The organism is Streptomyces bathyalis, from assembly GCF_015910445.1.
Taxonomy (GTDB): domain Bacteria; phylum Actinomycetota; class Actinomycetes; order Streptomycetales; family Streptomycetaceae; genus Streptomyces; species Streptomyces bathyalis.
Map to the genome: position 1 here is coordinate 3,479,741 of NZ_CP048882.1, position 26,122 is coordinate 3,505,862.

At 71.2% G+C, this 26,122-nt stretch carries 20 protein-coding genes; 7 read left to right on the top strand and 13 right to left on the bottom strand.

Annotated elements, in window-relative coordinates:
* Positions 1-144: 144 nt before the first annotated feature.
* Together G4Z16_RS15130 and G4Z16_RS15135 are read left to right on the top strand one after the other, a co-directional pair.
* Positions 145-1,329 (top strand): Gfo/Idh/MocA family protein, encoded by a 1,185-nt coding sequence (locus G4Z16_RS15130; RefSeq protein ID WP_197351300.1) that lies wholly within the window; start codon positions 145-147, stop codon positions 1,327-1,329.
* A 64-nt stretch (positions 1,330-1,393) separates the two neighbouring features.
* Positions 1,394-1,993 (top strand): GNAT family N-acetyltransferase, encoded by a 600-nt coding sequence (locus tag G4Z16_RS15135; RefSeq protein WP_197351301.1) that lies wholly within the window; start codon positions 1,394-1,396, stop codon positions 1,991-1,993.
* Positions 1,994-2,081: 88 nt separating this feature from the next.
* On the opposite strand, the gene G4Z16_RS15140 is transcribed toward G4Z16_RS15135, so the two are convergent.
* The 3 genes from G4Z16_RS15140 to tcuA all read right to left on the bottom strand — a co-directional run bounded on the left by G4Z16_RS15140 (position 2,082) and on the right by tcuA (position 6,200).
* The gene (locus tag G4Z16_RS15140) at positions 2,082-3,380 is read right to left on the bottom strand and encodes a hydroxyacid-oxoacid transhydrogenase (protein ID WP_197351302.1); all 1,299 of its coding nucleotides are present in this window, start codon (positions 3,378-3,380) and stop codon (positions 2,082-2,084) included.
* A 193-nt stretch (positions 3,381-3,573) separates the two neighbouring features.
* The gene (locus G4Z16_RS15145; protein ID WP_197351303.1) at positions 3,574-4,713 is read right to left on the bottom strand and encodes an isocitrate/isopropylmalate dehydrogenase family protein; all 1,140 of its coding nucleotides are present in this window, start codon (positions 4,711-4,713) and stop codon (positions 3,574-3,576) included.
* 5 nt (positions 4,714-4,718) lie between these two features.
* Positions 4,719-6,200 (bottom strand): FAD-dependent tricarballylate dehydrogenase TcuA, encoded by a 1,482-nt coding sequence (gene tcuA / locus G4Z16_RS15150; protein ID WP_197351304.1) that lies wholly within the window; start codon positions 6,198-6,200, stop codon positions 4,719-4,721.
* A 99-nt stretch (positions 6,201-6,299) separates the two neighbouring features.
* Here tcuA and G4Z16_RS15155 point away from each other — a divergent pair, with 99 nt between their 5' ends.
* Entirely contained in the window at positions 6,300-7,037 is a 738-nt protein-coding gene (locus G4Z16_RS15155) for a GntR family transcriptional regulator (protein WP_197351305.1), read from the top strand.
* Positions 7,038-7,042: 5 nt separating this feature from the next.
* On the opposite strand, the gene G4Z16_RS15160 is transcribed toward G4Z16_RS15155, so the two are convergent.
* From G4Z16_RS15160 to G4Z16_RS15180, 5 genes are all read right to left on the bottom strand, one after another.
* A complete protein-coding gene (locus tag G4Z16_RS15160) occupies positions 7,043-7,561 on the bottom strand; it encodes an AbrB family transcriptional regulator (RefSeq protein WP_197351306.1) in 519 nt (172 codons plus the stop codon).
* Positions 7,558-8,079, bottom strand: a complete 522-nt coding sequence (locus G4Z16_RS15165) for an AbrB family transcriptional regulator (RefSeq protein ID WP_197351307.1) — start codon at positions 8,077-8,079, stop codon at positions 7,558-7,560. The genes G4Z16_RS15160 and G4Z16_RS15165 overlap by 4 nt, the downstream gene beginning before the upstream one ends.
* Positions 8,076-10,061: a tripartite tricarboxylate transporter permease gene (locus tag G4Z16_RS15170; RefSeq protein ID WP_197351308.1), complete on the bottom strand. Its 1,986-nt coding sequence runs from the start codon at positions 10,059-10,061 to the stop codon at positions 8,076-8,078. Before G4Z16_RS15170 ends, G4Z16_RS15165 begins: the two co-directional genes overlap by 4 nt.
* 89 nt (positions 10,062-10,150) lie before the next feature.
* A complete protein-coding gene (locus tag G4Z16_RS15175) occupies positions 10,151-11,275 on the bottom strand; it encodes a Bug family tripartite tricarboxylate transporter substrate binding protein (RefSeq protein WP_197351309.1) in 1,125 nt (374 codons plus the stop codon).
* A 171-nt stretch (positions 11,276-11,446) separates the two neighbouring features.
* Positions 11,447-12,604: a 2-methylaconitate cis-trans isomerase PrpF family protein gene (locus G4Z16_RS15180; protein ID WP_197351310.1), complete on the bottom strand. Its 1,158-nt coding sequence runs from the start codon at positions 12,602-12,604 to the stop codon at positions 11,447-11,449.
* Between the two features lie 136 nt (positions 12,605-12,740).
* Here G4Z16_RS15180 and G4Z16_RS15185 point away from each other — a divergent pair, with 136 nt between their 5' ends.
* Positions 12,741-13,670 carry a LysR family transcriptional regulator gene (locus G4Z16_RS15185; RefSeq protein ID WP_246530867.1) on the top strand — a complete coding sequence of 310 codons (930 nt, stop codon included), beginning with the start codon at positions 12,741-12,743 and terminating at the stop codon, positions 13,668-13,670.
* A gap of 235 nt (positions 13,671-13,905) precedes the next feature.
* A complete protein-coding gene (locus G4Z16_RS15190) occupies positions 13,906-15,231 on the top strand; it encodes a winged helix-turn-helix domain-containing protein (RefSeq protein WP_216865967.1) in 1,326 nt (441 codons plus the stop codon).
* Here the strand turns inward: G4Z16_RS15190 and G4Z16_RS15195 are convergent.
* The 4 genes from G4Z16_RS15195 to G4Z16_RS15210 form a co-directional block, all read right to left on the bottom strand.
* On the bottom strand, positions 15,222-15,830 hold the full coding sequence (locus tag G4Z16_RS15195; RefSeq protein WP_197351312.1) for a dihydrofolate reductase family protein: 609 nt from the start codon (positions 15,828-15,830) through the stop codon (positions 15,222-15,224). The two genes, G4Z16_RS15190 and G4Z16_RS15195, sit on opposite strands and share 10 nt — an antisense overlap.
* A 142-nt stretch (positions 15,831-15,972) precedes the next feature.
* A complete protein-coding gene (locus tag G4Z16_RS15200) occupies positions 15,973-18,348 on the bottom strand; it encodes an ATP-binding SpoIIE family protein phosphatase (RefSeq protein WP_246530868.1) in 2,376 nt (791 codons plus the stop codon).
* 259 nt (positions 18,349-18,607) lie between these two features.
* Positions 18,608-18,997 (bottom strand): TraR/DksA family transcriptional regulator, encoded by a 390-nt coding sequence (locus G4Z16_RS15205; protein ID WP_246530869.1) that lies wholly within the window; start codon positions 18,995-18,997, stop codon positions 18,608-18,610.
* A gap of 585 nt (positions 18,998-19,582) precedes the next feature.
* Complete coding sequence (locus G4Z16_RS15210) at positions 19,583-20,470, bottom strand: choice-of-anchor P family protein (protein ID WP_197351315.1); 888 nt, start codon at positions 20,468-20,470, stop codon at positions 19,583-19,585.
* A 677-nt stretch (positions 20,471-21,147) separates the two neighbouring features.
* On the opposite strand from G4Z16_RS15210, the gene G4Z16_RS15215 reads away from it, so the two are divergent.
* Both G4Z16_RS15215 and G4Z16_RS15220 read left to right on the top strand, forming a co-directional pair.
* A complete protein-coding gene (locus tag G4Z16_RS15215; RefSeq protein WP_197351316.1) occupies positions 21,148-21,504 on the top strand; it encodes a YciI family protein in 357 nt (118 codons plus the stop codon).
* A gap of 17 nt (positions 21,505-21,521) precedes the next feature.
* The gene (locus tag G4Z16_RS15220; protein ID WP_197351317.1) at positions 21,522-22,775 is read left to right on the top strand and encodes an RNA polymerase sigma factor; all 1,254 of its coding nucleotides are present in this window, start codon (positions 21,522-21,524) and stop codon (positions 22,773-22,775) included.
* An 85-nt stretch (positions 22,776-22,860) separates the two neighbouring features.
* On the opposite strand, the gene G4Z16_RS15225 is transcribed toward G4Z16_RS15220, so the two are convergent.
* On the bottom strand, positions 22,861-26,091 hold the full coding sequence (locus tag G4Z16_RS15225) for a carboxyl transferase domain-containing protein (RefSeq protein ID WP_197351318.1): 3,231 nt from the start codon (positions 26,089-26,091) through the stop codon (positions 22,861-22,863).
* Positions 26,092-26,122: the final 31 nt, after the last annotated feature.

Consider the following 26,122-nt stretch of genomic DNA (forward strand, 5'->3'; position numbering starts at 1 on the left):
TCCCTCACGGGCCGGGGCCCGTGAGGCCCGTCCCGTCACTTGTACGGATTGATTGATTGAGGACTGTTGCATAAACGCGAGCGGGCGTGAAGGCTTCCGACCGGGTAATTACGAAGGACTCCTGGATATGAGTGAGGGCGGACCATGACGAGCGGCGACCTGCGGATAGGAGTCGTGGGCGTGGGCGAGAGGGCCGTGCTGGCGTCGCACGCCCACCACCCCGGAGCCGGGGCACGCGTCGTGGCCTGCGCCGACCCGCATCCGCGCGGGCAGGAGGCGGCGCGCACGCTCTTCGGCCCCGAAGTGCCCGTGCACCAGGGGCATGAGGAGATGCTGGCGGCCGGCGGGCTCGACGCCGTCATGGTCCTCTCCCCCGACCATCTCCACGCGCGCTGCGTGCTCGACGCGCTGCGCGCCGGCGTCGCCGTCTTCGTCGAGAAGCCGCTCGCCATCACCACGGACGACTGCGACCTGGTCCTGCGCACCGCGAGAACGACGGGCAGCCGCCTGTACGTCGGCCACAATCTGCGGCACGCGCCCTTCGTCCGCCGGATGCGGCAACTCGTCCTGGACGGGGCGGTCGGGCGGGTGCGGGCCGTGTGGTGCCGCCACTTCGTCGGCCACGGGGGCGACTTCTACTTCAAGGACTGGCACGCGGAACGGCGCAACACCACGAGCCTGCTGCTGCAGAAGGGCGCGCACGACCTGGACGTCATCCACTGGCTCGCCGGGGGTTCCCTGCGCCGGGTGACGGCGGTCGGCGAACTCGCCGTCTACGGCGGCATATCCGACCGGCGCGACCGCGGCGGCGAGCGCATGTCGGAGTGGCACGACCCCGAGGCGAACTGGCCGCCGACGTCGCTGCGCGGGCTCAACCCGGTCGTCGACGTCGAGGACATCAGCATGCTGCACGGCCGCACCGACAACGGCGTGCTCGTCAGCTACGAGCAGTGCCACTTCACGCCCGACTACTGGCGCAACTACACGGTGATCGGCGACCACGGACGCCTGGAGAACTTCGGCGACCTCGACGGATCGGTCATCAAGGTCTGGAACTCCCGCCGCTCCGGCTACCGCGACGACGCCGATCTGACCGTGCCCGTACCGCGGGCGGAGGGGATGCACGGCGGAGCAGACCGCCTCTTGGTGGAGGAGTTCCTCCGCTTCGCGGCGGCCGGCGGACCGACGGAGACCTCGCCGCTCGCGGCACGTGAGGCGGTCGCGGCGGGGCACGCTGCCGCGACGTCGCTGCGCTCGGGGAGCGTTCCTGTCGAAGTGCCGCCGCTTCCTGAGGAGTTGGTGTCCTACTACGCACAGGGACAGCCCTGAGAAAGGCAACGGGCGCCACACGACGTCGAGTTGTGGACGGGGCGTGCGGGGGAATGCTCCCCGCATGAACCGGCCTGCGGAGCTGCTCCGCCATGACCGCGTCGAGCTGCGCCGCTGGCGCTACCGCGACGCCGACGTGCACTACCGCGTGGTCACGGAATCGCTCGCCCACCTCGTGCCGTGGATGCCGTGGGCCGACGAGGGCTACAGCCCTGATTCGTCCCTCGAATTCGTGACCAGGTGCGAGCGTGAATGGGCCGAGGGCAAGGCGTACAACTACGCGGTGTCGGTGGAGGGTTCGACCGTGGGCAGCTGCGGCCTGATGCGCCGCATCGGCCCCGGGGGCCTGGAGATCGGTTACTGGATACACCCCTCGTGGACGCGGCGGGGCCTCGCGACCGCTGCCGCGGCGGCACTGCTGCGCGAGGCGTTCTCGCTGCCCGGGATCGACGTGGTGGAGATCCACAACGACGAGGCCAACGAGGCCAGCGGGGGAGTGCCGATGCGACTGGGCTTCACCGAGGTCGAGCGGCGGCGCGCCATCGAGGGCCCGGCGGCGCCGGGCGAGTCGGGTGTCGAGGTCGTCTGGCGGGCCCTGCGAGGCCGTACGCCCCTGCCTCCCCAAGCTGATCCCGCGACGGCCGGTCAGGTCGAGGCGGGCTGAGGGACTGCCGGGGCGGGGCGACAGCCGGGGGCGGGGCGACAGCCGGGGGCGGAGCGACGGCCGGGGCACGGCAACGGCCCTGACGGCGCTACCAGTTGTTCACGGAACGCAGCAGGATGCGCTCGATCTCCTCCTCACCCACCGGGCGGGGGCAGGTCGACAGCAGGCGCTGCTGCTTCATCGTCCCCGGCACCAGGTCCGGCACGTCGCTCTCGCCGTAGCCGACGGCGCCGATGCCGTTGGGGATGCCGATGTCGCGCATCAAATCGACGAGCACCTGCGGCAGTTGCTCGACGGGGTCGGGGAGCCGCTCCGTCCGCGGCGCCAGCAGTTCCGCGGCCCGCAGATGACGCTCGGGAGCGGAGGGGAAGCTGAACCGGAATGCCTCCGGCGCCGTCAGTGAGACCGCCTGCCCGTGCGGCACCATCGGCTCGTCCTGCGGGTAGCCGGCGGGACGGTAGTCCTTCACCATGCCGGCGATCGGGTAGCCGTTGGCGTGCGGGATGTGGACGCCCGAGTTCCCGAAGCCCATTCCCGCGAAGGTCGCCGCCATCATCATGTCCGTACGCGCCTCGACGTCCTCGGCCCCGCCGTGCACGGCCCGCCGGAAGGACTTCGCGATCAGTTCCAGCGCCCTCTCGCACCACAGGTCGGAGACCGGGTTCGAGCCGCAGTACGTCACCCGCTCCTCGGGCTTGCGCCGGCCCGAATCCCCGTACCACTTGGCCGTGTACGACTCGAGGGCGTGGCAGACGATGTCCATGCCCGCCGACGCGGTGACCTCGGGCGGAAGGCTCATCGTCAGCAGCGGGTCGACCACCGCGAGCGTGGGACGCAGCCGCCAGTGACTGATGCCGGTCTTGACCTTCATCGACAGGACGTCCAGCACACACATGGCTGTCGACTCGGCGCCCGTGCCGGCCGTCGTCGGTACGGCGACGAGCGGCTTGAGCTGGTGCGGCGGCACCTCGGCCCGTCCGATCGGCTTGTTGACGTAGTCCATCAGCTCGCCGGAGCAGGACGTGAGCAGGTTGACCGCCTTCGCGGTATCGATGGCCGAGCCGCCGCCGACGGCCACGAACCCGTCCCACGGGCCCTGGGCACGCGCATACTCGACGGCCCTCTCGAAGGCGGCGTCGCTCGGTTCGATGTGCACGCCGTCGAAGACCTCCGCGGTGATGCCGTACCGCTTCAGGTTCTCGGCCACGCGCTGCGGAATCCCGAGGGCGGCGACGCCGGGGTCGGTCAGTACGAGCACACGCTCCACCCCGAACTGCGCCATGTCGAAGCCGATCTCGTCGGAGGCGCCGGCACCGAACTTCAGCGGGGGCGCACCCCAGGTGAAAATCGTCTCCTCGGCCGGGTCCACGTCGCTGCCAGTGCTCATCGGAAGTACGCCTCCACGCTCGCGGTTGAGGAAGGAACCAGCCGTGCCGGTCTCTCAACTGCGGGTGCCCGCGCGCGACCACCGCGACACGGACGCTGGGATTCCGCCTCGCCGGAACCGGCTGCCCGGCCCGCCCGGCCCCGTGGCCTCACGGTCGCCCGCCTGGCCTCACGGTCGCCACGGCCTCATGGCGTCACGGCCGCAGGTTCTCGCACACGGCCGCCGTGACGGACTGCGTCCCGCCGCTGGGCCGTCCCCTCTCACCCAGCTCGACGGCTCCCAGCAGGAGCGCCGACTCCACGGCGCGCCGGACGCGGTCGCCCGAGGCGGGCAGCTCCGCGTGGTCCAGCAGGAGCGCCAGGCTCAGGATCTGGGAGAGCGGATTGGCCAGGCCCTGGCCCGCGATGTCGGGAGCGCTGCCGTGCACGGGTTCCGCGTAGGCCGCGTCTGCACCGACGTTGAGGGAACCGCACATGCCGAGGCCGCCGACCGTCGCGGCCCCGAGGTCGCTGAGCACGTCTCCGAGGAAGTTCTCCATCACCATCACGTCGAAGCACTGGGGCCGCGCGACGAGGTCGTGCGCCGCGGCGTCGGCGTAGAGATGCTCGGTCGCGACGTCCGGGTACTCCTCGGCCACCTCGTCGAACACTCTGCGGAAGAGCGCGTAGCTGCGCAGCACGTTGCTCTTGTCGACGCACGTCACCCGGCGTGTGCCGTCGGCCGGGGCGCCGGAGCGCGCCCGCGCCAGCTCGAACGCGTACCGCACCACGCGCTCGGTGCCCGCACGCGTGACCATCAGCTGGTCGCAGGCGGCGTGCGGAGTGGCGGCGCCCGCTCCTCGCGAGAGATACAGGCCCTCGGTGTTCTCGCGCACCACGACGTAGTCGATCTCGCCCGCCTCGTGCCGCGTGCCGCCGGGGACGCCCGGAAGCAGCCGCATCGGGCGGACGTTGGCGAAGGTGTCCAGGCCGATCCGCAGCAGCCCCCCGAGCAGCCCGGCCTCGGTACCGTCCGGGTGCCGCACGCCGGGTAGACCCACGGGCCCCTTGAGCACACCGTCGGCGGCGCGCAGGCGGTCCAGGGCGTTCTCGGGCAGTGCCCGTCCGGTGCTCCGGTACGCGCCGGCGCCCGCCTCGACGGTCGTGACGCGGTACTCGAAACCGTCCACGGCCGCGACCCGCCCCAGCACGCGCAGCGCGCTGTCCACCAGCTCGGGCCCGATGCCGTCCCCGGGGATCACCACGAGATCGAGCGGCTCCGGCTCCGCGTTCCGCGCCTGGCCCCGGTCCCGCGCCCGCTCCCGGTCCTGCTCCCGCTCCCGCTCCCCTGGCATCGGCCTCACTCCGCCCGTCCGGCCGAGGTACCGGCCATGCGCCCGAAGACCGACCCGTTCGTCAGGCCGGTGCCTCCGGGGTAGTTGAAGTAGAAGAGCCCGCCGACGAGTTCACCCGCGGCGAAGAGACCGGAGATCGGGTTCATGTCGGTGTCCAGGACCTGCGCGGTCTCGGGAACGATGCGCACGCCCCCGAACGTGAAGGTGATTCCGCACGTCACCGCGTACGCCTCGAACGGCCCCTCGTCCACGGTGTTGGCCCAGTTGGACTTGTCGACGGAGAGGCCCGTCGTGCCTCGGCCGTCCCGGACGTTCGGGTTGAAGGGCGTGCCCGTGTCGACGGCGGCGTTGTAGGCGGCCATCTCCGCGACGAACCCGGCCGGGTCCACGCCGTCCATCTTCTCGGCCAGCTTCTCCAACGTCGGTGCGGTCACCTTGGTGATCTGCCGGATCCGGTACTCGTCGCGGAGCAGGTGCGTGACCTTCTGGTCGAAGACCTGCCAGGCGAACTGGCCGGGCTGTTCCAGGATCACGCGGCCGTACTTGGCGTAGGTGTAGTTGCGGAAGTCGGCGCCCTCGTCGACGAACCGCCGGCCGCGGCCGTTGACCATGACGCCCCACGGATAGCTGTGCTTCTGGAAGCTGTCACCGACCGCCAGGTCCCCGAACTCGGGGGCGTTGCGGTCCCAGCCGACGGCGTGGCACCCGGACCAGTTCCCCGCGGGGCTCGCCCCGGCGCGGAGCGCCATCCGCAGGCCGTCGCCGGTGTTGTACATCGTTCCCCGAACCTTGGCGAGGTCCCAGCCGGGGCCCAGGTAGCGCGCCCGCATCTCGGGGCTGGACTGGAAGCCGCCGCTGGCCAGCACGACCGCGTCGGCATGCTCCTCACGCGTCCGCCCGTCCTGACGCAGGCTCACACCCTGGACCGCGCCGCCGTCGTCCTGAAGCAGTCCGAAGGCGCGCGCCCCGTACTCGATGCGTATCCCGGCCCGTTCGGCGGCGCGCGTCAGGGCCTCGACGAGGCCCATTCCGCCACCGGACGCCTCGACGGTCAGGCCTCCCCAGAAGGTGAAGCGGCCGCCCACCTTGAAGGCCTGCCGCCCGTAGATCGGTACGAAGCGCACGCCCTTCTCCGACATCCACAGCAGCGTCGGCAGGCTCTTCTCCACCAGGGTGGAGGCGAGTTCGGGGTCGGTCCGGTACTCGGTGACGCGTGCCAGGTCGTCGAGATACGCCTCGGCGGTGTAGCTCCCGAAGTCCGTGCTGTCGATCTCCTCCGGGGTCAGGTCGGGCATCAGCTTCTTCAGATCCTCGACACCGGAGTAGACGACCCGCATGGCACCGGCGGTGAACGCGGTGTTGCCGCCGCGGACCTTCTTCGGCGCCCGCTCCAGGACCAGGACTTCCGCACCCTGTTCCCGTGCGGCCAGCGCCGCGCACAGCGCCGCGTTTCCCGCTCCGACAACGATGACTCGCCGACTCGCCATGCGCACTCCCGCATCCTTGTCACATTCAAGTTGCATGCAATCGACTCGGGATTGTACTCAACTTGCGGACGATCTGACCACTCCCGTACGGTTCACTCCGTGCAGGAGGACAGAGCACCTACGACCAGCGGCATCACGAGTCAGTCAGAGGAGTCGGTGGAGCGCCTTCGCGCTTACCTGCACCAGGGGGCAGCGGTACGGGGCCGCACGACCGACGACGTCACGGGCGCCATGCGAGAGGCGATCCTCGACGGCGTCCTCTCTCCGTCGACCTGGCTGCGTGAGAGCGAGCTCGCGGCCGCCTTCAAGGTCAGCCGCACCCCGGTCCGTGAGGCACTGAAGCGGCTCGCCGACGAGGGCCTGGTCGTCAAGACCGCCCACCACGGCGCGATGGTCGCCGCCCTCTCCCTGGAGGACGTGCTCGCCCTCTACGTCGTCCGCGAGGACCTCGAAGGGCTCGCGGCCCGGCTGGCGGCGGTTCGGTGTCCGGAGGGACTGGTCGACCAGCTCGACGAGATCAACGCGAGCATGCGGGAGGCCGCCGACCGCGGGGACGTGGCCGGGCTCTCCAAGCTCAACCTCGCCTGGCACAGGGCGCTGCGCACCGGCGCCGCCAACCCGTACCTGGAGAGGTTCCTCAACCAGGTCGAGCACGCCGTGCGGCGGCTCCCGGCGACGACCCTCGTGCATCCGGGCCGGCCCGAGGAGGTCCTTGCCGAACACGAGGCGGTCGCCCGCGCGGTGAAGGAGCGCGACGGCGAGGCGGCCGAGGCGGAGGCCAGGGCTCATATGCGGCGCGCCCGCGAGATCCGGCTCGCCGTGCTGCTGGGCGGCTGACGCGGTCATACCCCGCTCCGGCCGTACCGGCGGCGGGCCCACCGCAGCAGAAACGGCAGCGCCGAGAGCACGACGACCAGCCGGATCAGATGCATCCCGGCGACCAGTCCACTGTCGCCGCCCAGCCCCGCCGTCGCGGCGACCATCTCCCCGACACCGCCGGGAATCGAGCCCAGCAGCGCCGGCACGGGTTCGAGCGCGCCGCTCGCCGCGAGTGCCGCCCCCGCACCGGCTCCCACGACGACGATCAGCAGCACCACCAGGGCCCCGGGCCCGCTGACGCGCCGCACGGAGGCGAAGAAGCCCCGTCCCACCATGGCCCCGACACCCGAGCCGACCAGCAACTGGCCGGTCACCGACCACCATCCGGGCGGTACGGCGCCGCCCAGCCCGACCAGCGGAGCCGTCGCCGCCCCCAGGATCGAGCCCGTGACCGGCCACATCGGCAGGCGCAGCATCCGGCCGAGCCCGGCCCCGGCACCGGCGAGCGCCAGCAGCATCACCAGGCCCGGTGCGCCCGTCATGCCGACCGGCCCAGGACGAGGACGAGGGCCGGGAGCGCCACCAGGACGACCAGCAGTACCCGAACGAGGTGGATGACGGTGACGGTCGGGACGTCCGCCCGCTCCTTGACCGCCAGAACGGCAAGTTCGCTCAGCCCGCCCGGCGCGCACGCGAGAACCGCCGTCGTCGGATCGAGCCCGTGACGCAGGATCAGCCAGCGCGCCAGCACGGCGTTGAGGACGAGCAGCAACACCACGGCCGCCAGGACGGGAAGCGCGATGCGCCCCATCATCGCCAGGCTCTCCCCGTCGAGCCGTGCCGCCGAGACACAGCCGATCAGCACGAGACCGGCCGTCCGCACCCAGCGCTGCACCGGATGCCGCCGCGCGTTCACGAAGCCACCGGCCGCCGCGCTCCCGAGCACGGCACCCACCAGCGTCCCGGCCGGTACGCGAAGCCATGTGAGCAGCAGTCCGCCGGCCGCCCCCGCCAGCAGCCCGACGGCCGCGCGGGAGAAGGAGGGCGACGGCTCGCTCACAGGAGCCCGACCGGCGTGAGGTAGCCGATGGGCAGGGCGATGTCGGCGAAGGCCGCCAGAGCGCCGAGCGCCGCGACCGTGCACACGGTGTAGACCGCGATGGCGCGCCAGCTCATCTCGGCCACACGGCGCAGGAACAGCGGCAGGAACACCAGTGCCGCAAGGAGCACGCCGAGGACGTAGGTCAGCACGATGAACACGACGAGCCATCCGAACGACCGCAGCACGGCGCGCCATTCGACGACCCACGCCTCACGCTCGGACTCCTCCCGTGCCCCGGCCCGCCGCAGGGCGAGGATGCCGATGACGAGTGCCGTCGCGGCCATCGCTGCTCCGACCACCGTCACCAGTCCCGGCACGAGCCGCGCCTGGCTGCTGTAACCGCGGGAGATCACGAACGCCGCGACGAAGACCGCGAGGAAGGCGGCCGGGACCACGACGCCCCAGATCCCCGGCGGTTGCGGTCCCTCGCCCACCTCTTCGTCCGGATCGTCGGCCGCCTCCGGGTCGCGGCGGGCGCGCACCTTCTTCACCAGGGAGAAGACTGTCGGTACGACGAGCACGCCGAGAAGTACCAGGACCCATGGGCGCACGATCCACTGGTCGAACTTGTAGAGGTTCGCGGTGAGGAAGTAGTAGCGCTCCATCGGCAGGCTCAGCACGAAGCCGATCAGGAAAGGCGCCCTCGGGATACCGCACACCTTCATGACCCACCCGAGGGCGCCCAGCAGGAGCATGACCTGGAGCAGCGCGATCTGCTCGGACTCCTGGAAGCCGGCCGTGAACAGTACGACGATGAGCCCGCCGGCCAGCACCGGGAACCGCACGAAGCTGAGCTTCGCCAGTGGACGGCTCAGCAGGAAGCAGGCCGCCGCCCCGAGGATGCTGGCAAGCGCGAAGGACCAGATGATCGTGTAGACGATGTCGAGGTCCTTGGTGATGATCGCCGGCCCCGGCTCGATGTTGAAGGCCAGCAGCGCGCCCAGGAGCAGGGCCGCGGGCGCTCCTCCGGGAATCCCGAACAGCAGCGTGGGGATCAGGTCCCCGGCCTCGACGGAGTTGTTGGCGCTCTCCGGCGCGATGATCCCGCGGGGATCCCCCTTGCCGAAGGTCTTCTTGGTCTCCTTGCGGGTGGTCGCCCTCGCCTGCCCGTACGCCATCCACGTCCCCGCGGTGGCGCCCAGTCCCGGCAGGACACCGGCCCACATCCCCACGAGGGCCCCGCGTATGACGTGGCGCCAGTGGTGCAGCACGTCGCGCAGGCCCGTCCGCCAGCCGCTGCCGAGTCCGGACCCGGTGGCGACGCTGGAGCGGGTGCCCACCAGCGTGACGATCTCGGCGATGCCGAAGATGCCCAGGGCCACGGCCACCAGGTCGAGGCCCTCGGACAGGAAGAGCGAGCCGAAGGTGAAGCGGTAGTCGGCCGCCGCGGGTGCCGCGCCGATCCCGCCGAGCAGCAGCCCGAACGCGCCCGCGAGCAGCCCCTTGACCATGTTTCCGCGCGAGAGCACCGCGGTCAGCGATACGCCGAGCAGCGTCAGCATGAACAGTTCGGGGGCGCCGAAGCTGAGAACCAGCGGGCGGGCGACGGGTATCGACAGCGTCAGCCCGAGAGCGCCGAGCAGCCCGCCGATCATCGATGACATGAAGGCGATCGACAGCGCCCGCGCGCCCTGCCCCTTCTTCGCCATCTGATGTCCGTCGAGCATCAGCACACTCGCGGAGGCGGAGCCGGGTATGCCCAGCAGCACCGAGGCGATGGTGTCGGAGGTGTGGACGACCGCGACGGCGCCGATGATGAGGGCGAGCGCCTGCGTCGGCTCCAGCGCGAAGACGAACGGCAGCAGCATCGCCACCGCACCCGTGCCGCCGAGTCCGGGAATCATGCCGATGACCAGGCCGGAGCCGACGCCCAGCAGCAGGAATATCAAGTTCGACAGGGCGAAGAGGTTGCCCAGCGCGCTGAACGCGGCGTCTAGCATCGATCAAGCCTTTCGGGGTGCTGCTTCACATTCGCTCCGGGACACCGCTCCGGGGGCGCCGTGCGAAGGCGCCCCCGGGGACGGGCCGGTCAGGTTCCGCCGAGCTTCTCGCCGTACTCGCGCTCGAGCATGTCGAGGGCGTACTTGCGGGCGGAGGGATCGATCTCGAACGCCTTCTGGATCTGCTTCTCCCCCTTCTCACCGGAGTAGAGGGGGTAGCCGCCGAGCACTTCGCCGCTCTTCTCGGAGAACTTCTTGTCCTTCTTCAGCTTGTCGACCGAGCTCCAGTAGGCCTTCACGATCGAGTCGGGGGTGTCCTCGTTCGCCCACAGGCCCTTCTGGTACGTGCAGCCGGGGACGAGGAAGGCCCTGTACGAGTCGTAGGCGGACCCGGAGGGCTTCTTGCCGTACATCTTCTTGTAGAACTCCTCGACCGTCGGCAGGTCGGGCACGTTCGGGTCGCGCACGACCTTCCCGTCCTTGATGACGCCGAAGGACATCAGCGGAACGGCCTTGTCCTTCTTGACCAGCGGCTCCACCTGGGTCTTGTAGGCGGAGGTGGTCTGGTAGTCGATGTCGACCTCGCCGCGCTGGTAGGCCAGCAGCGCCGTCTCACGTCCCTCGAAGCCGAACGTGGCGTCGACGGGCTTCTTCAGCACGTCCATCGCCTGAAGCATCGTCATGTCGAGGCCGGTGGCACTGATGCCGCCGTACTTGAGCTTCTTCTTGGACTTCGCCAGATCCTTCGCGCTCTTGATGCCGGACTTCGGCGAGGTGTAGATGACGCCGCCCGAGCCGTTCATGATCAGCGGCCGCATCTTGGAGAAGTCGAACTCGACCTCGGGACGCTTGAGCAGTGCCTGGTAGTAGGTGGTCCCGGAGGTGACCAGGACCTCCTTGCCGTCGGTCCCGCCCGAGCGCACGAACTCGTTGGAGCCGGTGATGCTCTCGCCGCCCGGCTTGTTCTCCGGCAGGAACGTCGGACCGCCGGCGGTGTGCTTCTTCAGATACGGCGCGAGGAAGCGCGCCCAGGTGTCGGTGCCGCCGCCCTCGTCGTAGGGGATGACCATCTCGACGCGTGACGGGACCTTCGCCCCCGCGTCGGTCTTGCCGTCGTCCCCGACGCCTTGCGGGTTGCCGCAGGCTCCGAGCCCGAGGCCGGCCGCGGCCACCACCACGGTTACGCGTATTCGTGCCATCGGTTTGCGGCTCATCGAGGGTCCTCCTTTGAGCGGTGACGTGTCCTGGCTGACCTGCGGCAGACGTTCACCGCACTGCTGAGCTTGTCTTCGTCGGGGACTGGGAGTCGGGGATCGGGGATTCGGGGACCGGGACTCGGGAGGCGGGGTTCGTGTTCGGGGCTCAGGGATGCGGATTCGGGGCCGCTACGCGGGAGAGGCGACCCTCTCGTCGGGCACGAGGACCTCTCCGGCCATGAGCCGCCGTCCCGTGCGGTAGCCGGAGACGACGGGCACGGCCCATCCCTCGCCGTTGCGCTCGACCTGGGCGGTCATCGGAAGCACGCCCGAGGGATGAGCTATTCGGATCTCGTCGTCAGGGGAGCCGGCCCGGGCGACCTGGGAGACGAGCGTCCCGGGGATCGCCGCGGCGACGGCGGTGCAGATGGCCCCGCTGAGCGCATAGGACCGGTGGAGCCTGCCCATCGACATCATCGACGCCCGCAGCGTCTGGCCCGCGGGACTCTGCACCCTGCCGTCCGGCAGGGGATAGTCGCACGGCGGTCCGACGAGGGCCAGCTTCGGGACCGAGGGGGTCCGCTTCGTGGCGTCACCGGCCGAGGTCGCCGTCCCGATGTGCACGCCCGCGGAGGCGCGGACGAGTTCGAGCCGGGCGAGCAGTTCGGGGTCGGAGTCGATCTCGTCGGGGAGTTCCCTGCCAGTCAGGCCCAGGGCCTCCCACCTCACGAACAGCAGCGGGTTGGCTGCGTCGACGACGGACATCTCGACGGTCCCGATGCCGGGAACCTCCACCTTGTCGACCGTCTGTCCCGTGGGCAGCAGCGAGCCGGTGACGGCGCCGCCGGGGTGCAGGTAGTCGAGCCGGATGCTGGAGCCCGTCCCGGGGACGCCGGGCATCGCGAAGTCGCCCGCCGGATCGAACCGGCCGTCGCGGGTGGGCACGTGGGCGGTGACCGCCTTGCCGGTGTTGATGTTGAGGAACTTCACCTGCGTGACGGGGTCCGTCGCCGGGACCAGACCCTCGTCGACGGCGAAGATCCCGACGGCGGCGGACATGTTGCCGCAGGTGCCCGTCCTGTCCACCAGCGGCCGGTCGATCGAGACCTGCCCGAACTCGTACGTCACGTCGACCCCGAGGTGACTGCCGTCGGCGATGATCGCCACCTTGCTGGTGGCGGAGGTTGCCCCGCCGACGCCGTCGACCTGCCTGCGGTACGGATCGGGGCTGCCGTACGCGGCCAGGATGAACCGGTCGCGCAGCTCCGGGTCGGCGGGAAGATCCGACTCGTGGAAGAACAGTCCCCGGCTGGTGCCGCCCCGCATCAGTACCGCCGGTACCTGCATCGTTCGCCCGCCTCCCCTTCGCCATGCAAGTTGCATGCAATCTGTACGCCAAGTGGGAGACACCCTGCTACAGGTGCGGCTTGAACACCATCTCCCATCTCTCCACGCAGGCTTAACTCTTGCTAAAGTCCCGTCCGTGCATGTCGACATCGGACGGTCGAGGCTGCTGGCCGCGGTCGCGCGGTACGGGTCGATGACCGCCGCCGCCGACCGGCTCGCCTACACGCCCTCGGCCGTCTCCCAGCAGATCCGCAAGCTGGAGACCGAGCTGGGCCTGCGGGTCCTCGCCCGTCATGCCAAAGGGGTGGACCTCACCGACGCGGGGCGCGCGGTGGTCGAGCACGTCGCCGGGATCGAACGTCAACTGGCGGCGCTGCGTGAGCAGTTGGAGGACATCCGCGGCGCACGTGCGGGCACGCTGCGGCTCGGCACCTTCCCCACCTTCGGAGCCTCGCTGCTGCCCTTCGCGATCACGAGCTTCACCTCACGCCACCCCGGCGTCTCGCTCTCCGTGCGCAGCGCCCGCCTCACCGGGCTGCTCGACCTGCTCCACTCGCGGGAGATCGAGATGGCCGTCCTCTGGGACTACGAGTGGTCCCGGCTGGACGAGCCGGGCCTCAGCGTCCACGAGCTGCTCGCCGACCCGACGCGGCTGGTCGTCTCGCGCAGCCACCGCCTTGCCGACCGGGACGCCGTCGGCGTCGACGAGCTCGCCGAGGAGCGCTGGATCACGCGGGCCGACCACCATCCCGTGGTCGAGGTGCTGCTGAGGACGTGCCAGTCGGCCGGCTACGAACCGGCGGTCGCCTTCGAGGCGCACGACTACCAGGAGGCCCAGGCGATGGTGGCCGCGGGCCTGGGCGTCGCGCTCGTGCCTCAACTGGCCCTGAGCGGAGTGCGCGAGGACGTGCGCGTCCTCGGACTCGGCGGCCAGGCACCGTCGCGGCGGATCATGCTCGCCAGCTCCGCCGACCGTGCTCCGTCCCCGGTGGGGACGGCGATGGCGAGGATCCTGCGGCAGGTGGTGCGCGAGGGCGGCTGGAACCGCGAGGCACCGGCCTCGTGATCCCCCGTCGCCGGCGGCGAGGTCTCCGGTGACCCGCTGAGTGCGAACGGAGCCGTGGCGGTGGCCGGTTCGGCGCCCCCCAACCCGACCGAGGAGGGGGCTACGCTTGCGCACGCCTGACGGGCACACTCCGGGCGGTCGTCGAAGGTTCCACGACGGCTGGGAGATCCCCGGACTGTCCACGAGGACCGGTTGCGTCTCCTGGGGCGCCGTCGAAAGGCAAGGGGCGATCGAAGTGAGCGCCGGAACAAGGACGGTGAGCGTGGGCGCCGAGATCGAGCTGAGTGCACGTGAGGCGCGGGGCGTCGCACTCGCAGCGCAGGGCCTGGGCCTGGGCCGACGGCGGCCGAACGGCCGGATCGACGCCCGCCGGCTGCGGCGTGCGATCGACGACGTCGGCCTGCTTCAGCTGGACTCGGTCAACGTCCTCTGCCGCTCTCACTACATGCCGCTCTTCTCCCGGCTCGGCCCCTACCCGCGGGCCACCCTCGACCGCCTGGCCTCGCACGCTGACACCGCCGCCGGAGCCGCAACGCGTGCCGGCCGCGACCGCGCCCTGTTCGAGTACTGGGGACACGAAGCTTCGCTGCTGCCGGTCGAGTTGCAGCCGCTGCTGCGCTGGCGGATGGCGCGGGCGGAGAAGTTCGCCGAGAAACCGGCCCGCCTCCTGGCCGCGGAGAAGCCCGAGCTGCTCCAGTCGGTCCTGCGCACCGTGGGCGAGCGGGGGCCCGTCCGTGCCGCCGAGCTCGCCACGCCGGTACGCAGGCCCAAGAACCCTTGGTACAACTGGAGCGAGGCCAAGATCGCACTCGACTACCTCTTCTTCGCCGGCCTCGTCTGCGCCGACCACCGTGTCCGATTCGAGCGCCGTTACGACCTCCCTGAGCGGGTGCTGCCGAAGGCCGTCCTCGACGCCCCGACCCCGCCCGAGGACGAGGCGCAGCGGCAGCTGCTACTGATCGCAGCGGCACGCCTCGGCGTCGCCACCGAACCCGACCTCGGTGACTACTTCCGCCTGCCGCGGAAGGAGTCCAAGGCGCGGCTGACCGAACTGGTCGAGGCCGGTGCCCTCGACCCGGCCCGGGTCGAGGGCTGGAGCGCCCCTGCCTACGTCACGGCGGGACGGCTCCCGGCGCCCGTGCGCGAAGCGCGCGCCCTGTTGACGCCCTTCGACCCGCTGGTCTGGTCGCGGCCACGCACCGAACGGGTCTTCGGCTTCCGCCACCGGATCGAGCTCTACACCCCGGCGGCCAAGCGGGTCCACGGTTACTACGTGCTTCCGTTCCTCCTCGGCGACGGTCTTGTGGCACGGATCGATGTCAAGAGCGACCGCGCTGCGGGGGTCCTGCGGGTGCTCGGCGCGTTCGCCGAGCCGGGGGCCGATCCCGGCGCGGTGGCTGTGCAACTGGCGGACGAGCTGCGGCTGCTCGCCCGCTGGCTCGACCTCGAAGACGTCTCGGTGGCGGGGAAAGGCGACCTCGCCGGGAAGCTGGCGAAGGCGGTCACCAGCGCTCAGGAACCTCCGCACACCCACACCGCCGGGCAGGTTCATCAGCCCTGAGGCAGGTGCCCCTTGGCGTCGTCGTACGTGGCGTCGTCGACCGTCCCGTCCGGGGCGTAGACAAGGTTCAGCACGCCGGTCCGGAACGCCTCCGACGAGACCAGTCGCAAGGGGATCGCGGTCTCGCCCTCGTCGAAGAGGCGCATGCCCTTGCGGACCGCGATCGGGTGCACGAGGAGGTGCAGCTCGTCCAGCAGTCCGGCGGCGAGCAGCTGGCGGACGACGGAGACGGAACCGCTCATGGCGATGTTGCCGCCCGGCTCGTTCTTCAACGCCGTGACGGCCTCGGCGAGTTCGCCCGTCAGCTGCTCGGAGTTCCGCCAGGTGAAGGCGAGTTGCTGATTCGAGACGACGATCTTGCGTGCGTCGCCGAGCTTCTTGGCGAAACCGGCGTCCTCGCCCCCCGCCGCCTCACGCTCCGGCCACGCGCCGGCGAAGCTGTCGTAGGTCCTGCGGCCGAGGAGGACGGTGTCGGCCGACCCCAGGGTCGCGTCGACGGCGGCACCCATCTCGTCGTTGAAGTACGGGAAGTGCCACTGGTCTGGGGCCTCCACCACTCCGTCCAGCGAGATGAACAACCCAGCGGTGATCTTCCTCATGATGTCCTCCGGGACGGCTTGTCGGTGACGCCTTCCTCCAGTCAGACGAGCCGGCCGGGGAAAACTCATCGGAGCCGCGCGTCCCGGCGCGAGCGTCAGCGCCCGGGCCTTCGCCGCTGTCGCCGCCGTCGCCGACCGCCCGTCACATCGCCAGCGGATGCGGATGGTCGCCCGGTGAACTCTGTTCCGCCCAGATCGTCTTGCCCTGCGGGCCGTACCGCACGCCCCAGCGACGGCACAGCTGCGCGACGAGGAGCAGGCCGCGTCCGCCCTCGTCCATGAGGTTGGCCGGGCGCAGGTGCGGGGCCGCGATGCCGGCGTCGGAGACCTCGCAGATCAGTTCCCGGTCGTGGATCAGCCTCAGCTGGAGCGGCGACTGGCCGTAGCGGATCGCGTTGGTGACCAGCTCGCTGACCACCACCTCCGTGCTGAACGCCAGGTCGTCCAGCTCCCAGCGGCCGAGCTGGCCCTCGACGTCGCCGCGGATCCGCGCGACGACCGCGGGGTCCGCCGGGAGCTCCCAGGTGGCCACCTGCTCCGGGCTCAGGGCGCGGGTGCGGGCGAGGAGGAGCGCCGCATCGTCCCGCGGAGGATCGCGGAGCAACGTCGCGACGACGTGGTTGCACGCCGCCTCCAGGGAGGGGGGTGTCCCGGCCAGCGTCTGCCGGAACAGTTCGATCCCTTCGTCGATGTCCCGGTCACGCGACTCGATCAGGCCGTTGGTGTAGAAGGCCAGCACGCTGCCTTCCGGCAGCTCGCTCTCGGACGCTTCGAACGGCATGCCGCCGATGCCCAGTGGAGGCCCGATGGGGAGGTCGACGACCTCCGCCTCCCCCGACGGCCCCACGACCAGGGGCACGGGGTGGCCTGCGCATGCGGCGGTGCAGAGCCGGGAGACCGGGTCGTACACGGCGTAGAGGCAGGTCGCACCGATGTACTTCGCGCCCGCGGCACCGTCCTCGTCCGACAGGCGCGTGACCATGTCGTCGAGGCGGGTGAGCAGTTCGTCGGGCGGGAGCCCCATGTCCGCCAGGGCCCGTACGGCCGTGCGGAACCGGGCCATGGCGCCCGAGGCCTGGAGGCCGTGGCCCACGACGTCGCCGACGACGAGGGCGACGCGGGCGCTGGACAGCGGGATCACGTCGAACCAGTCGCCGCCCACACCCGCCTGCTCCCTGGCGGGCAGGTAGCGGGCGGCCGTCTCGATCGCGCTCAGCTCCGGCAACCGCTGCGGCAGCAGGTCACGTTGGAGGGTCTCGGCCCTGTTGCGTTCGGCGATGTAGCGCCGCGCGTTGTCGAGGGACACCCCCGCACGCGCGGTGAGCTCCTCGGCGAGCAGCATGTCGTCCTCGTTGAACGGCTCCGGGTGCCGGTGGCGCATGAAGACGGTGACCCCGAGGAGCAGGCCGCGGGCGCGCATCGGCACGACCATCACGGAGTGGATCCCCTGCGTGCGCAGCCGGGCGGCCCGCTCGGGGTCCTGGGGCGACCACCGGGTGAGCAGGTCCCGGCTGGCATCAGGGGTCGTCGTCCTTCTGCCCTCCAGCGACTCGACGAGGGCCGAGAGCTGCGGGTAGGTGATCACGTCACCGGGCACGACCAGGTCCTCGGGCTTCCCGCTCCTCGAGGACCGCTGGCCGGCACGGCGCAGGGCGACGGGTCCGGCACGGGGACCGGGGGGCGGTTCCTCGCCGCGTTCGAGGAACGTGAGCAGGTCGACGCTGGCGAAGTCCGCGAACTCGGGGACCGCGACGTCCGCGAGCTGCTGCGCGGTGCGGCTGATGTCGAGGGTGGTCCCGATGCGCGTGCCGGCCTTGTTGAGCACCAGCAGCCGCTGCTGTGCCGCGTACTGTTCCGTCTGATCCTGCGCGGTGAAGCACACGCCGCGCAGCCGGCCGCCCTCGTCCTTGGCGGGTGCGACCCACACCGACCAGGCGTGCTCGCGGTCCTCGCCCGGCACCCACAGGAACATGCGCAGATGCCGGCGTTCGTCCTTCCGTACGGCCTCGTGCATGGCCTCTTCGACGCTGCCGGGCTCGGGCTGCGACGAGAGCATCTCCGAGGGACGCAGGCCCTGCAGCTGCTCCTCGGTGAGACCGACGGCGCGCTCCATGTCGGGGTTCGCCCTCACCAGCAGCAGATTCGTGTCGAAGATCGCGAGGATGCAGGGGAATTCGCCGAACGCCCACCTCATCAAGGCGTCGTCCCGGTACGGGCGCAGCCGTGATTCGGCGACCCGCACCACGAGCCAGTCGGAGCCGAAGGGCGTCTCGCGGCGGCGGGCGAGGAGTGCCACGCGCACATCGAAGCCGTTCCGGTGCCGCAGTACGGCGTGCCCGCTCCAGATGCGGCTGCCCGGCGCCGGCCCCTCCGGCTGATCGGCGTCCCCCGACAGCAGCCCGGCGGCATCGCGTCCGACGACCTCCTCGCGGCGATGGCCGGACAGGCGCCGGGCACCCTCGCTCCACGCGGTCACCTTGCCCTGCTCGTCGAGGACGGCCGTGGCGGGAGTCGCCACGTCGTCCCCGTCGCGGGGCCGGTCGCGTCGCGAAGCCGCAATTCCTTGCCGGGTCATCACCGCCCTCTTCCCACGGCGCGGAGTGTGAGGCGGTCCGGGCCGCTGCTTCCAGCCTGCACCAACTGGAAGACAACGGCAGCACGCCCCGGACGGCGCCCTGGCGGCCAGGGCCGAGGGGAGGTCTTCGCTCAGCTTCCCCCGCGGCCTCTGCTGCGGGTTGCGGCCCTCACCAGGCAGAACGAGGTCGCACGCGGCCTCGTCAGAGGGGCTTGCCCGCGCAGTCGATGCAGCGGGCGGTCGTCGGGCGCGCGGCGAGGCGGGCGCCCGGGATGGAGCCTCCGCAGCGCTCGCAGACCCAGTACTCGCCGGCGCGCAGCCGCTCGGCAGCCCTGCCGAGGTCCTCAAGATCGGAGCGTGCCTGCTTGAGCGCGTCCCGTAGCTGGGCACGCTCGAAGGCGACCGTGGCCCCCTCGGGATCGTGCTCGTCGTCGATGTTGGCCTGCGTGGACGCCTCGACGACGCCGTCCCACAGGCGCGTCAGCGAGGCGACGAGCCGCTCGTTCCCGGCCCTGGCCTCGTCGATCCGCTCGGCGGCTTCCCGCCGCTCCTCCGGCGAGGGCCCCTCGGCGTTCTCGGGACGCTTCTCCACAAGGGCGGAAGCAAGTCGCCACGGCGCGCTATTCCTGCAGGCCATGGAGCCGAGACGGGTGTTCCCGTGGCGACGGCGAATTCGGCCGCGATTCCGTACGTACGTTCCCGGCCCAACGGTCGTATCTCCGATGCCGCGTCGAAGCAACGTGGCCGAGCCGATGAAGATCCCCTGGTGCCCTTCCGCCACGGCATGTCCGGCAAGCAGATCCGCGGCGAAATTCGACCGGGGGCCATGGCCGGCTCCGGCGTTCCGTCCGACGACGAACGGGATATGGCCGATCCCCCGCCGATTGCCCCCGCACGAATTCGGCACCGGGGCACCGCCGGCCGGGGCGACGCTTCATTCCCGGCGCGGAGCCACAACTCCATTACGCGGCCGAGGCGTTGGCTCTCCCACGTACCGTTCCGGAAATGGTGAACGTGCTGATGGACCCGAAGCGGCAGACAAGCCCGCCCCACGCAGCACCGAGGCCCACCGCGCCTCGGGGGAGGGGCGCGGTGGGCCTCGGTCGGAAGGGGACCGGTCTCCACAGGGACTCACTGAACACGTGGTTCGTGCGGTACCGCCGGTCCCGCTGGTCTGTCAGCTGCTCCGGGCGCCGCGGCGACGGATCAGGTACATCGTGCCGCCACCGACGACGAGGAGCGCGCCCACGCCGGCGATGATCGGGGTGGCGGAGTTGCCGCCGGTCTCGGCGAGGCCGCCGCCGTCGTCGTCACCGGTCTGCGGGCCGGGCTCGTTGCCACCGGCGCCCTTCGGCGTCTCGCAGGTCGCCTCGGAGAGGACGATCTCACCGGCGGCCTTCACGACGTTGAGGTTGGCCGGGTTCACCTCGTACGACAGCTTGAGCGCCGTCGCGGCTCCCGACGCGGCCTTGGTGGTGGTCTCCTCCAGGGCGATGTCGACGGTTCCCACGCCGGGCAACTCGACCTTCTGGCTACCGAGTCCGTTGACCTTGACCGGCTTGCCGAGGACGGAGACGTTCTCCAGGTCCGCCTTGGCGACGGGCTTCTGGCCCGCCTTGCACAGGGCGGTGGCGGTGAGAAGGTCGGCGCTCACCAGCGGCTTGGTCGGCAGGCCCGGCGCGAAGGCACGGAGCCCGGCGAGCTTGACGTGCCCGACGGAGCGCTGCGCACCTGCCTTGGCGGCGGAGCGGGCGACCTTGGCGTCGACCAGCCTCACGGGCTGACCCTTGTTCGCGCCGTTCACCTCGGCGGTCAGCAGCGTCTTGTCGGCGGCGCGGGGGGCGCTGACGGAGTTGAGGGAGGCCCGGACCGGAACCTTGGCGGCGTTCACGACGGAGACGTTCAGATCCGCGCGGGCCGCGACGGCAGTGGCCTTGCCGGTCGATCCGGAGTGCCCGTCCGCGGAGGCGGCATGAGCCGGGACGGAGATCATCGCGCCGCCCACGACGATGGTGGCGGTGCCCAGCAGCGCTGCCCGGCGCGCCCGCCGGTTCGAGACATGCATGATCAACTAGGGGAACCTTCCAGGGGACATGGAGCCGCCGAGGACGCCGCACCAGGGGGACAGCAGGGCCGGTCGGGGCTTGGTCCGGGGAACTATGCCGCCCCTGAGATCGGGGTGCAACTCCTGGTAACCCTATTTAGTGAAAGGCCGCCAGTAATTTCGAAGCCCCCTTCCAGGCCCTTCCTTTCTCCCGCGTGATACTGGCGCAGCGCCTGCCGATTTCCTCCTTCGTTCCTCCACTCTCCGGAAGCGGCGCGGCCTTCCGGACGCCTGCTTCCGCCCTTGTCCGCCGCATTCCGCGGGGGCCTGAGGGCGCCAACCGTCAGCGAGCGGAGTCGACAGGCCGATCCGGTGAGAATGTCGCTTCGTCGACGCGGTGCGTGCCGGTCCCGTGAAGTGAGGCGACGGGATTCGAACGCATGACGACGTCAGTGGACCACCGGAATTCGGCGACTCGGCACCAGCCGACCGCTCTCTCTCCGGCGGCCTGAATTCCGCCTCCCGGCTCTTCCGCTGATTCACATCCCCTGCAGCGCGGCCCGCCGCCCCCCTCCACGGGACAGCCTCACGAGAATTTCTCGCCCGGTGTGTCGATCCAGGGGGCCGCCGTTCGTATAGAGAGTGAGAAGCCGGGATGCCACGGGCACCGGACCGGCACCGTCACGAGGAGGCCCACCATGAAGAAGTACCTGATCAGCATCTACCAGCCCGACGGGGACCCGCCGCCCCCGGAGGTGCTGGACCCGATCATGCGGAACATGGAGGCGCTGCAGGCCGAGTTGAGGGATTCCGGTGCCTGGGTCTTCTCCGGCGGTCTGAACCCGCCGAGCACGGCGACCGTGCTGCAGGGGAAGGGCAATGAAGTGCTCACCACCGACGGCCCGTTCGTCGAGGGCAAGGAGCACCTCGGGGGCTTCACCGTCATCCAGGCGGAGGATCTGGACGCCGCCCTGGCCTGGGGCAGCAAGTTCGCCCAGGTGCTCACGCCCCTCTCGATCGAAGTCAGGCCCATGGAGTTCGGGCACTGCGGGTGACGTGAGTGGCGCACGGCATGTCTCAGGTGTCCGCCTCGGCGGTCGAGCAGGTCTTCCGCGAGGAGTACGGGCGCGCGGTCGCCGTCCTGGTCCGCGTCTTCGGTGACATCGACGTCGCCGAGGAGGCGGTCCAGGAGGCGTTCACGACGGCGGTCCAGCGGTGGCCGGCGGACGGACTCCCGCCCAGCCCGGCCGGATGGATCATCACCACCGCCCGCAACCACGCGGTCGACCGCCTCCGCAGGGAGGCGACCCGTGCCGAGCGGCACGCCGAGGCGGCGCTGCTCCATACCCGCGACGAGCCGGCCGAGGAGAGTCCCGTGCGCGACGAGCGGCTCAGCCTCATCTTCACGTGCTGCCATCCGGCGCTCGCCCAGGGCGCCCGGGTCGCGCTGACGCTGCGGCTGCTGGGCGGGCTCACCACCACGGAGATCGCCCGTGCCTTCCTCGTGTCCGAGCAGGCCATGGCCCAGCGGATCGTACGGGCGAAGGGCAAGATCCGGGACGCGCGGATCCCGTACCGCGTACCTGCCGACGCCGATCTCCCCGACCGGCTCCAGGGCGTGCTGGCCGTCGTCTACCTGATCTTCAACGAGGGCCACACCGCAAGCTCCGGCGAGACCCTGGCCCGGGCGGACCTGTGCGCGGAGGCCCTGCGTCTGGGACGGCTCCTGGCCGGGCTCATGCCCGACGAACCGGAGGTCCTGGGCCTGCTCGCCCTGATGCTGCTCGTCGAGTCCCGCAGGGAGGCCCGCACCACGCCCGACGGTGAACTGGTGCTGCTGGCCGACCAGGACCGCGGCCTGTGGGACCGCGAACTCATCGCCGAGGGCCAGGCCCTCGTCCGCAGGTGCCTGCGCCGCGACCGGCCCGGCCCGTACCAGATCCAGGCCGCGATCCAGGCCGTGCACAGTGACGCGGCGACGGCGGCGGACACCGACTGGGGACAGGTCCTGCAGCTGTACGACCAGCTCAGCGTGGTGGCTCCCGGGCCGGTCGTGGCGCTCAACCGGGCGGTCGTCGTGGCCGAGGTCGAAGGGCCGCGGGAGGCGCTGGCCCTGGTGGAGGACATCGATCTCGACGGCTACCACGTGTTCCACGCCGTACGGGCAGACCTGCTGCGCCGACTGGGACGCGGGGACGAGGCCGCCCGGGCCTACGAATCGGCGATCGCCCTCACCGAGAACCAGGCGGAGCGCGGCTTCCTCCGGCAGGCAGCCGACCGGGCCCGCGAGGGCGCCCGCGATCCCGGGGATGCCTCGGAGTATTGAGGGGCCGTCCCGCTCGGGCAGTTGGACCCTCGTGGCCGGAGCGGCCGGAACGTCACCGGCCTGCCCAACACAAAGTGTCGGCCCCTCACCAAGTGTCGACGTACGGGCGGCGCTTGCCGTCCCATGGCGCCCCATCCGCATGGTCGCGGAAGGCGGCCGTGATCCAACTGCGGCTGTCCGCCGGGTCGATGACGTCGTCGATCTCCAGGACCGTGGCCGCGTTGAGCGCCTTGCCGTTGGCGTAGAGCTCGTCGACCCGGTCCTGGAAGGCGCGCTCGCGAGCCTCGGGGTCGGCGATCGCCTCCAGTTCGCGCCGGTACCCGAGCCGGACGGCGCCCTCCAGGCCCATGGCGCCTATCTCCCCGCTCGGCCAGGCACCCGTGGCGACCGGTGCCCGTGTCGAACCGCCCAGCATCGCCATCGCGCCCAGCCCGTAAGCCTTGCGCAGTATCAACGCACAGACAGGCACGGAGAGATTCGCGCCCGTCACGAAGAGCCGGGAGAAGTGCCGGACGGTGGCGGTGCGTTCGGAATCGGGACCGACCATGAAGCCGGGGGTGTCGCAGAGGGAGACGACCGGAAGGCCGAAGGCGTCGCACAGCTGGAGGAAGCGGGCCGCCTTGTCCGCGGCGTCGCTGTCGATGGCGCCGCCCAGGTGCGCGGGGTTGCTGGCGATCAGCCCCATGGGGCGGCCTTCGATCCGTATCAGTGCCGTGACCGCCCCCGCGCCGAAGCCCCGCCGCAGCTCCAGCACCGAGCCGGTGTCGGCCAGTGACTCGATCGCGTCCCGTATCTCGTAGGCACGGCGGCGGTTCTCCGGCACGACATGACGCAGCAGCCGCTGATCGGGCGCCTCCCAGTCGCTCAACGGGCCCTGGAAGTACGCGAGATAGCGGCGGGCGAGGCGCACGGCGTCGGCGTCGTCGGCGGCGGTGATGTCGACGACGCCGCCCGCGACCTGCACGTCCAGCGGGCCCACCTCTTCGGGCCGGTATCGGCCCAGCCCGCCGCCCTCGATCATCGCGGGCCCGCCCATGCCGATGCTGGACTCGGGCGTCGCGATCACGACGTCGCAGCAGCCCAGCAGCGCGGCGTTGCCCGCGAAGCAGTAGCCGGAAGCGACGCCGACCAGCGGTACGAGACCGCTGAGGCGTCCCATCTGGCGGAAGGTCCCCAGGTCGAGCCCGGCGACCGCCGTGGTGTCGGTGTCGCCGGGACGGCCGCCGCCGCCCTCCGCGAAGAGCACCACGGGGGCGCGCCTGCGTTCGGCGGTCTCCAGCAGGCGGTCGGTCTTGCGGTGGTTCATATGGCCCTGGGTCCCGGCCAGAACCGTGTAGTCGTAGCTGAGGGCGACGCAGTCGGCGCGCCGCGGGCCGAACAGGTCCGCGTTGACGGTGCACGTGCCGGCCACCATGCCGTCCGCGGGGGTGTTCGCGATCAGGTCGTCCAGGCCGCGGCGGCGGCGCTGCGCGGCCAGGGCGAGAGCCCCGTACTCGGTGAAGCTGCCCTCGTCGCACAGATCGGCGAGGTTCTCGCGCGCGGTCCGCCGCCCGCGATCGTGCCGGGAGGCGACGGCCGCGGGGCGTTCGGCGTCCTGCCCCACACGGTGCCGGCCGATGACCTCGGCGAGGTCGTCACGTACGAGGTCGAGGTCGATCTCCTGCTCCCGTACGGGACCGTCGTCCCCAGTGCCCGCCGGGTCCAGCAGTACGACGGGCTGCCCTTCGGCCAAGGTGTCGCCCACGGCCACCGGAACTGCCAGTACGGTTCCGGCAGTTGCCGCCCGCACGACGTGTTCCATCTTCATCGCTTCGAGGACGGCGAGTTGCTGCCCGGCACGTACGGCGTCACCCGCAGAGGCATCGAGCGAGATCACGGTGCCGCTCATGGGAGCGCGGGCGGCAGCCGCGCCATCGGAACCCGCGTCGTCGGCACCCGCGTCGTCGGCAGCATTCGTGCTGACGTCCGTGTCCGGCGCCGCGCCGCTCGCATGCCGGTCGGCGAACCCGGTGTCGATGCCGCCCGTGAGGAAGCCGGGCTCGTCCAGCAGCGAGCGCAGCAACGGCACGGACGTGCGTACGCCTTCGATGTGGAACTGCGCCAGCCCACGGCGCGCCCGCTCGGCGGCCGCGGTGAAGCGGGGTGCGCGGACGACGACTTTGGCGAGGAGCGGGTCGTAGGCGGTGCCGGTCTCATGCCCCTCGGCGACGCCGGTGTCGACGCGCACCCCGGGGCCGTGGGGAGGTGCGAAGCGCGTGAGCTTCCCGGACGACTCGGCGCTCACCCGTGCCTGGATCGCGTAGCCGCGGGGCGCCGGAGCACTGCCGAGGCCGAGACCCGCCAGCGACTCACCACCGGCCAGGGCGAGTTGCACGGCCACGAGGTCGAGCCCGGTGATCTCCTCGGTGACGGTGTGCTCGACCTGGAGACGTGGATTGGCCTCCAGGAAGAAGAACTCCCCGCCCTCGACGAGGAATTCGAAGGTGCCCAGGCCGCTGTAACCGGCGGCGCGCGCCATCCGCAGCGACGCGTCCAGCAGACGGTCCCGCGTCCCTCCGTCGAGTGAGGGAGCGGGCGCTGTCTCGATCAGCTTCTGATTCCGCCGCTGGACGCTGCAGTCCCGCTCCCACAGATGCACCACGGCGCCGTTGTCGTCCCCGGCGATCTGCACCTCGATGTGCCGCGCGCCGGTCAGCAGCCGCTCCACGTACAACTCGCCGCGCCCGAAGGCGTGCCGGGCCTCAGAGGCGCAGCGCTCCCATGCCTCGTCGAGCCTGTCCGCGCTCCCGTCGCCGCCGCGCACCTCGCGCATCCCGCGCCCGCCGCCGCCGGAGAGAGCCTTGATCATCACCGCGCCGTCGCGGCCCTGCTCGTCCAGGAAGGCGCGGGCCTCCCCCAGCGTGGTGGGCCGGGTGGTGCCGGGCAGCACGGGAACGCCGCTGTCCGAGGCGAGTTCGCGTGCCCGTGCCTTGTCGCCCAGCAGGTCGAGGACTTCGGGACGCGGTCCGACGAACGTGACACCGCGCTCGGAGCAGCGCCGTGCGAAGTCGGCCCGTTCGCTGAGGAATCCCCAGCCGGGGTGGACGAACCGGCACTCCGCGCGCTCGGCCACGTCCAGGAGTCCGTCGATGTCCAGATACGCCGCGGGGCCCGAACGCTTCAGCGCGAACGCCTCGTCGGCGAGCCGCACATGGAGCGATCCGGCGTCGTCGGACGCGTGCACGGCGACGGTACGCATCCCGGCCTCGGCCGCGCCGCGCAGCACCCGTACCGCGGCCTCCCCACGGTTTGCGACGAGCACGGCCGCCGGTTCCATATGCCCTCCACGCTGCGGTGTTCCGAGGACG

Coding starts and splice junctions, on each gene's coding strand:
- G4Z16_RS15130 (WP_197351300.1), top strand. CDS start 145: ATGACGAGCGGCGACCTGCGGATAGGAGTCGTGGGCGTGGGCGAGAGG.
- G4Z16_RS15135 (WP_197351301.1), top strand. CDS start 1,394: ATGAACCGGCCTGCGGAGCTGCTCCGCCATGACCGCGTCGAGCTGCGC.
- G4Z16_RS15140 (WP_197351302.1), bottom strand. CDS start 3,380: ATGAGCACTGGCAGCGACGTGGACCCGGCCGAGGAGACGATTTTCACC.
- G4Z16_RS15145 (WP_197351303.1), bottom strand. CDS start 4,713: ATGCCAGGGGAGCGGGAGCGGGAGCAGGACCGGGAGCGGGCGCGGGAC.
- tcuA (WP_197351304.1), bottom strand. CDS start 6,200: ATGGCGAGTCGGCGAGTCATCGTTGTCGGAGCGGGAAACGCGGCGCTG.
- G4Z16_RS15160 (WP_197351306.1), bottom strand. CDS start 7,561: ATGACGGGCGCACCGGGCCTGGTGATGCTGCTGGCGCTCGCCGGTGCC.
- G4Z16_RS15170 (WP_197351308.1), bottom strand. CDS start 10,061: ATGCTAGACGCCGCGTTCAGCGCGCTGGGCAACCTCTTCGCCCTGTCG.
- G4Z16_RS15175 (WP_197351309.1), bottom strand. CDS start 11,275: ATGAGCCGCAAACCGATGGCACGAATACGCGTAACCGTGGTGGTGGCC.
- G4Z16_RS15180 (WP_197351310.1), bottom strand. CDS start 12,604: ATGCAGGTACCGGCGGTACTGATGCGGGGCGGCACCAGCCGGGGACTG.
- G4Z16_RS15195 (WP_197351312.1), bottom strand. CDS start 15,830: ATGAGGAAGATCACCGCTGGGTTGTTCATCTCGCTGGACGGAGTGGTG.
- G4Z16_RS15210 (WP_197351315.1), bottom strand. CDS start 20,470: ATGCATGTCTCGAACCGGCGGGCGCGCCGGGCAGCGCTGCTGGGCACC.
- G4Z16_RS15215 (WP_197351316.1), top strand. CDS start 21,148: ATGAAGAAGTACCTGATCAGCATCTACCAGCCCGACGGGGACCCGCCG.
- G4Z16_RS15220 (WP_197351317.1), top strand. CDS start 21,522: ATGTCTCAGGTGTCCGCCTCGGCGGTCGAGCAGGTCTTCCGCGAGGAG.
- G4Z16_RS15225 (WP_197351318.1), bottom strand. CDS start 26,091: ATGGAACCGGCGGCCGTGCTCGTCGCAAACCGTGGGGAGGCCGCGGTA.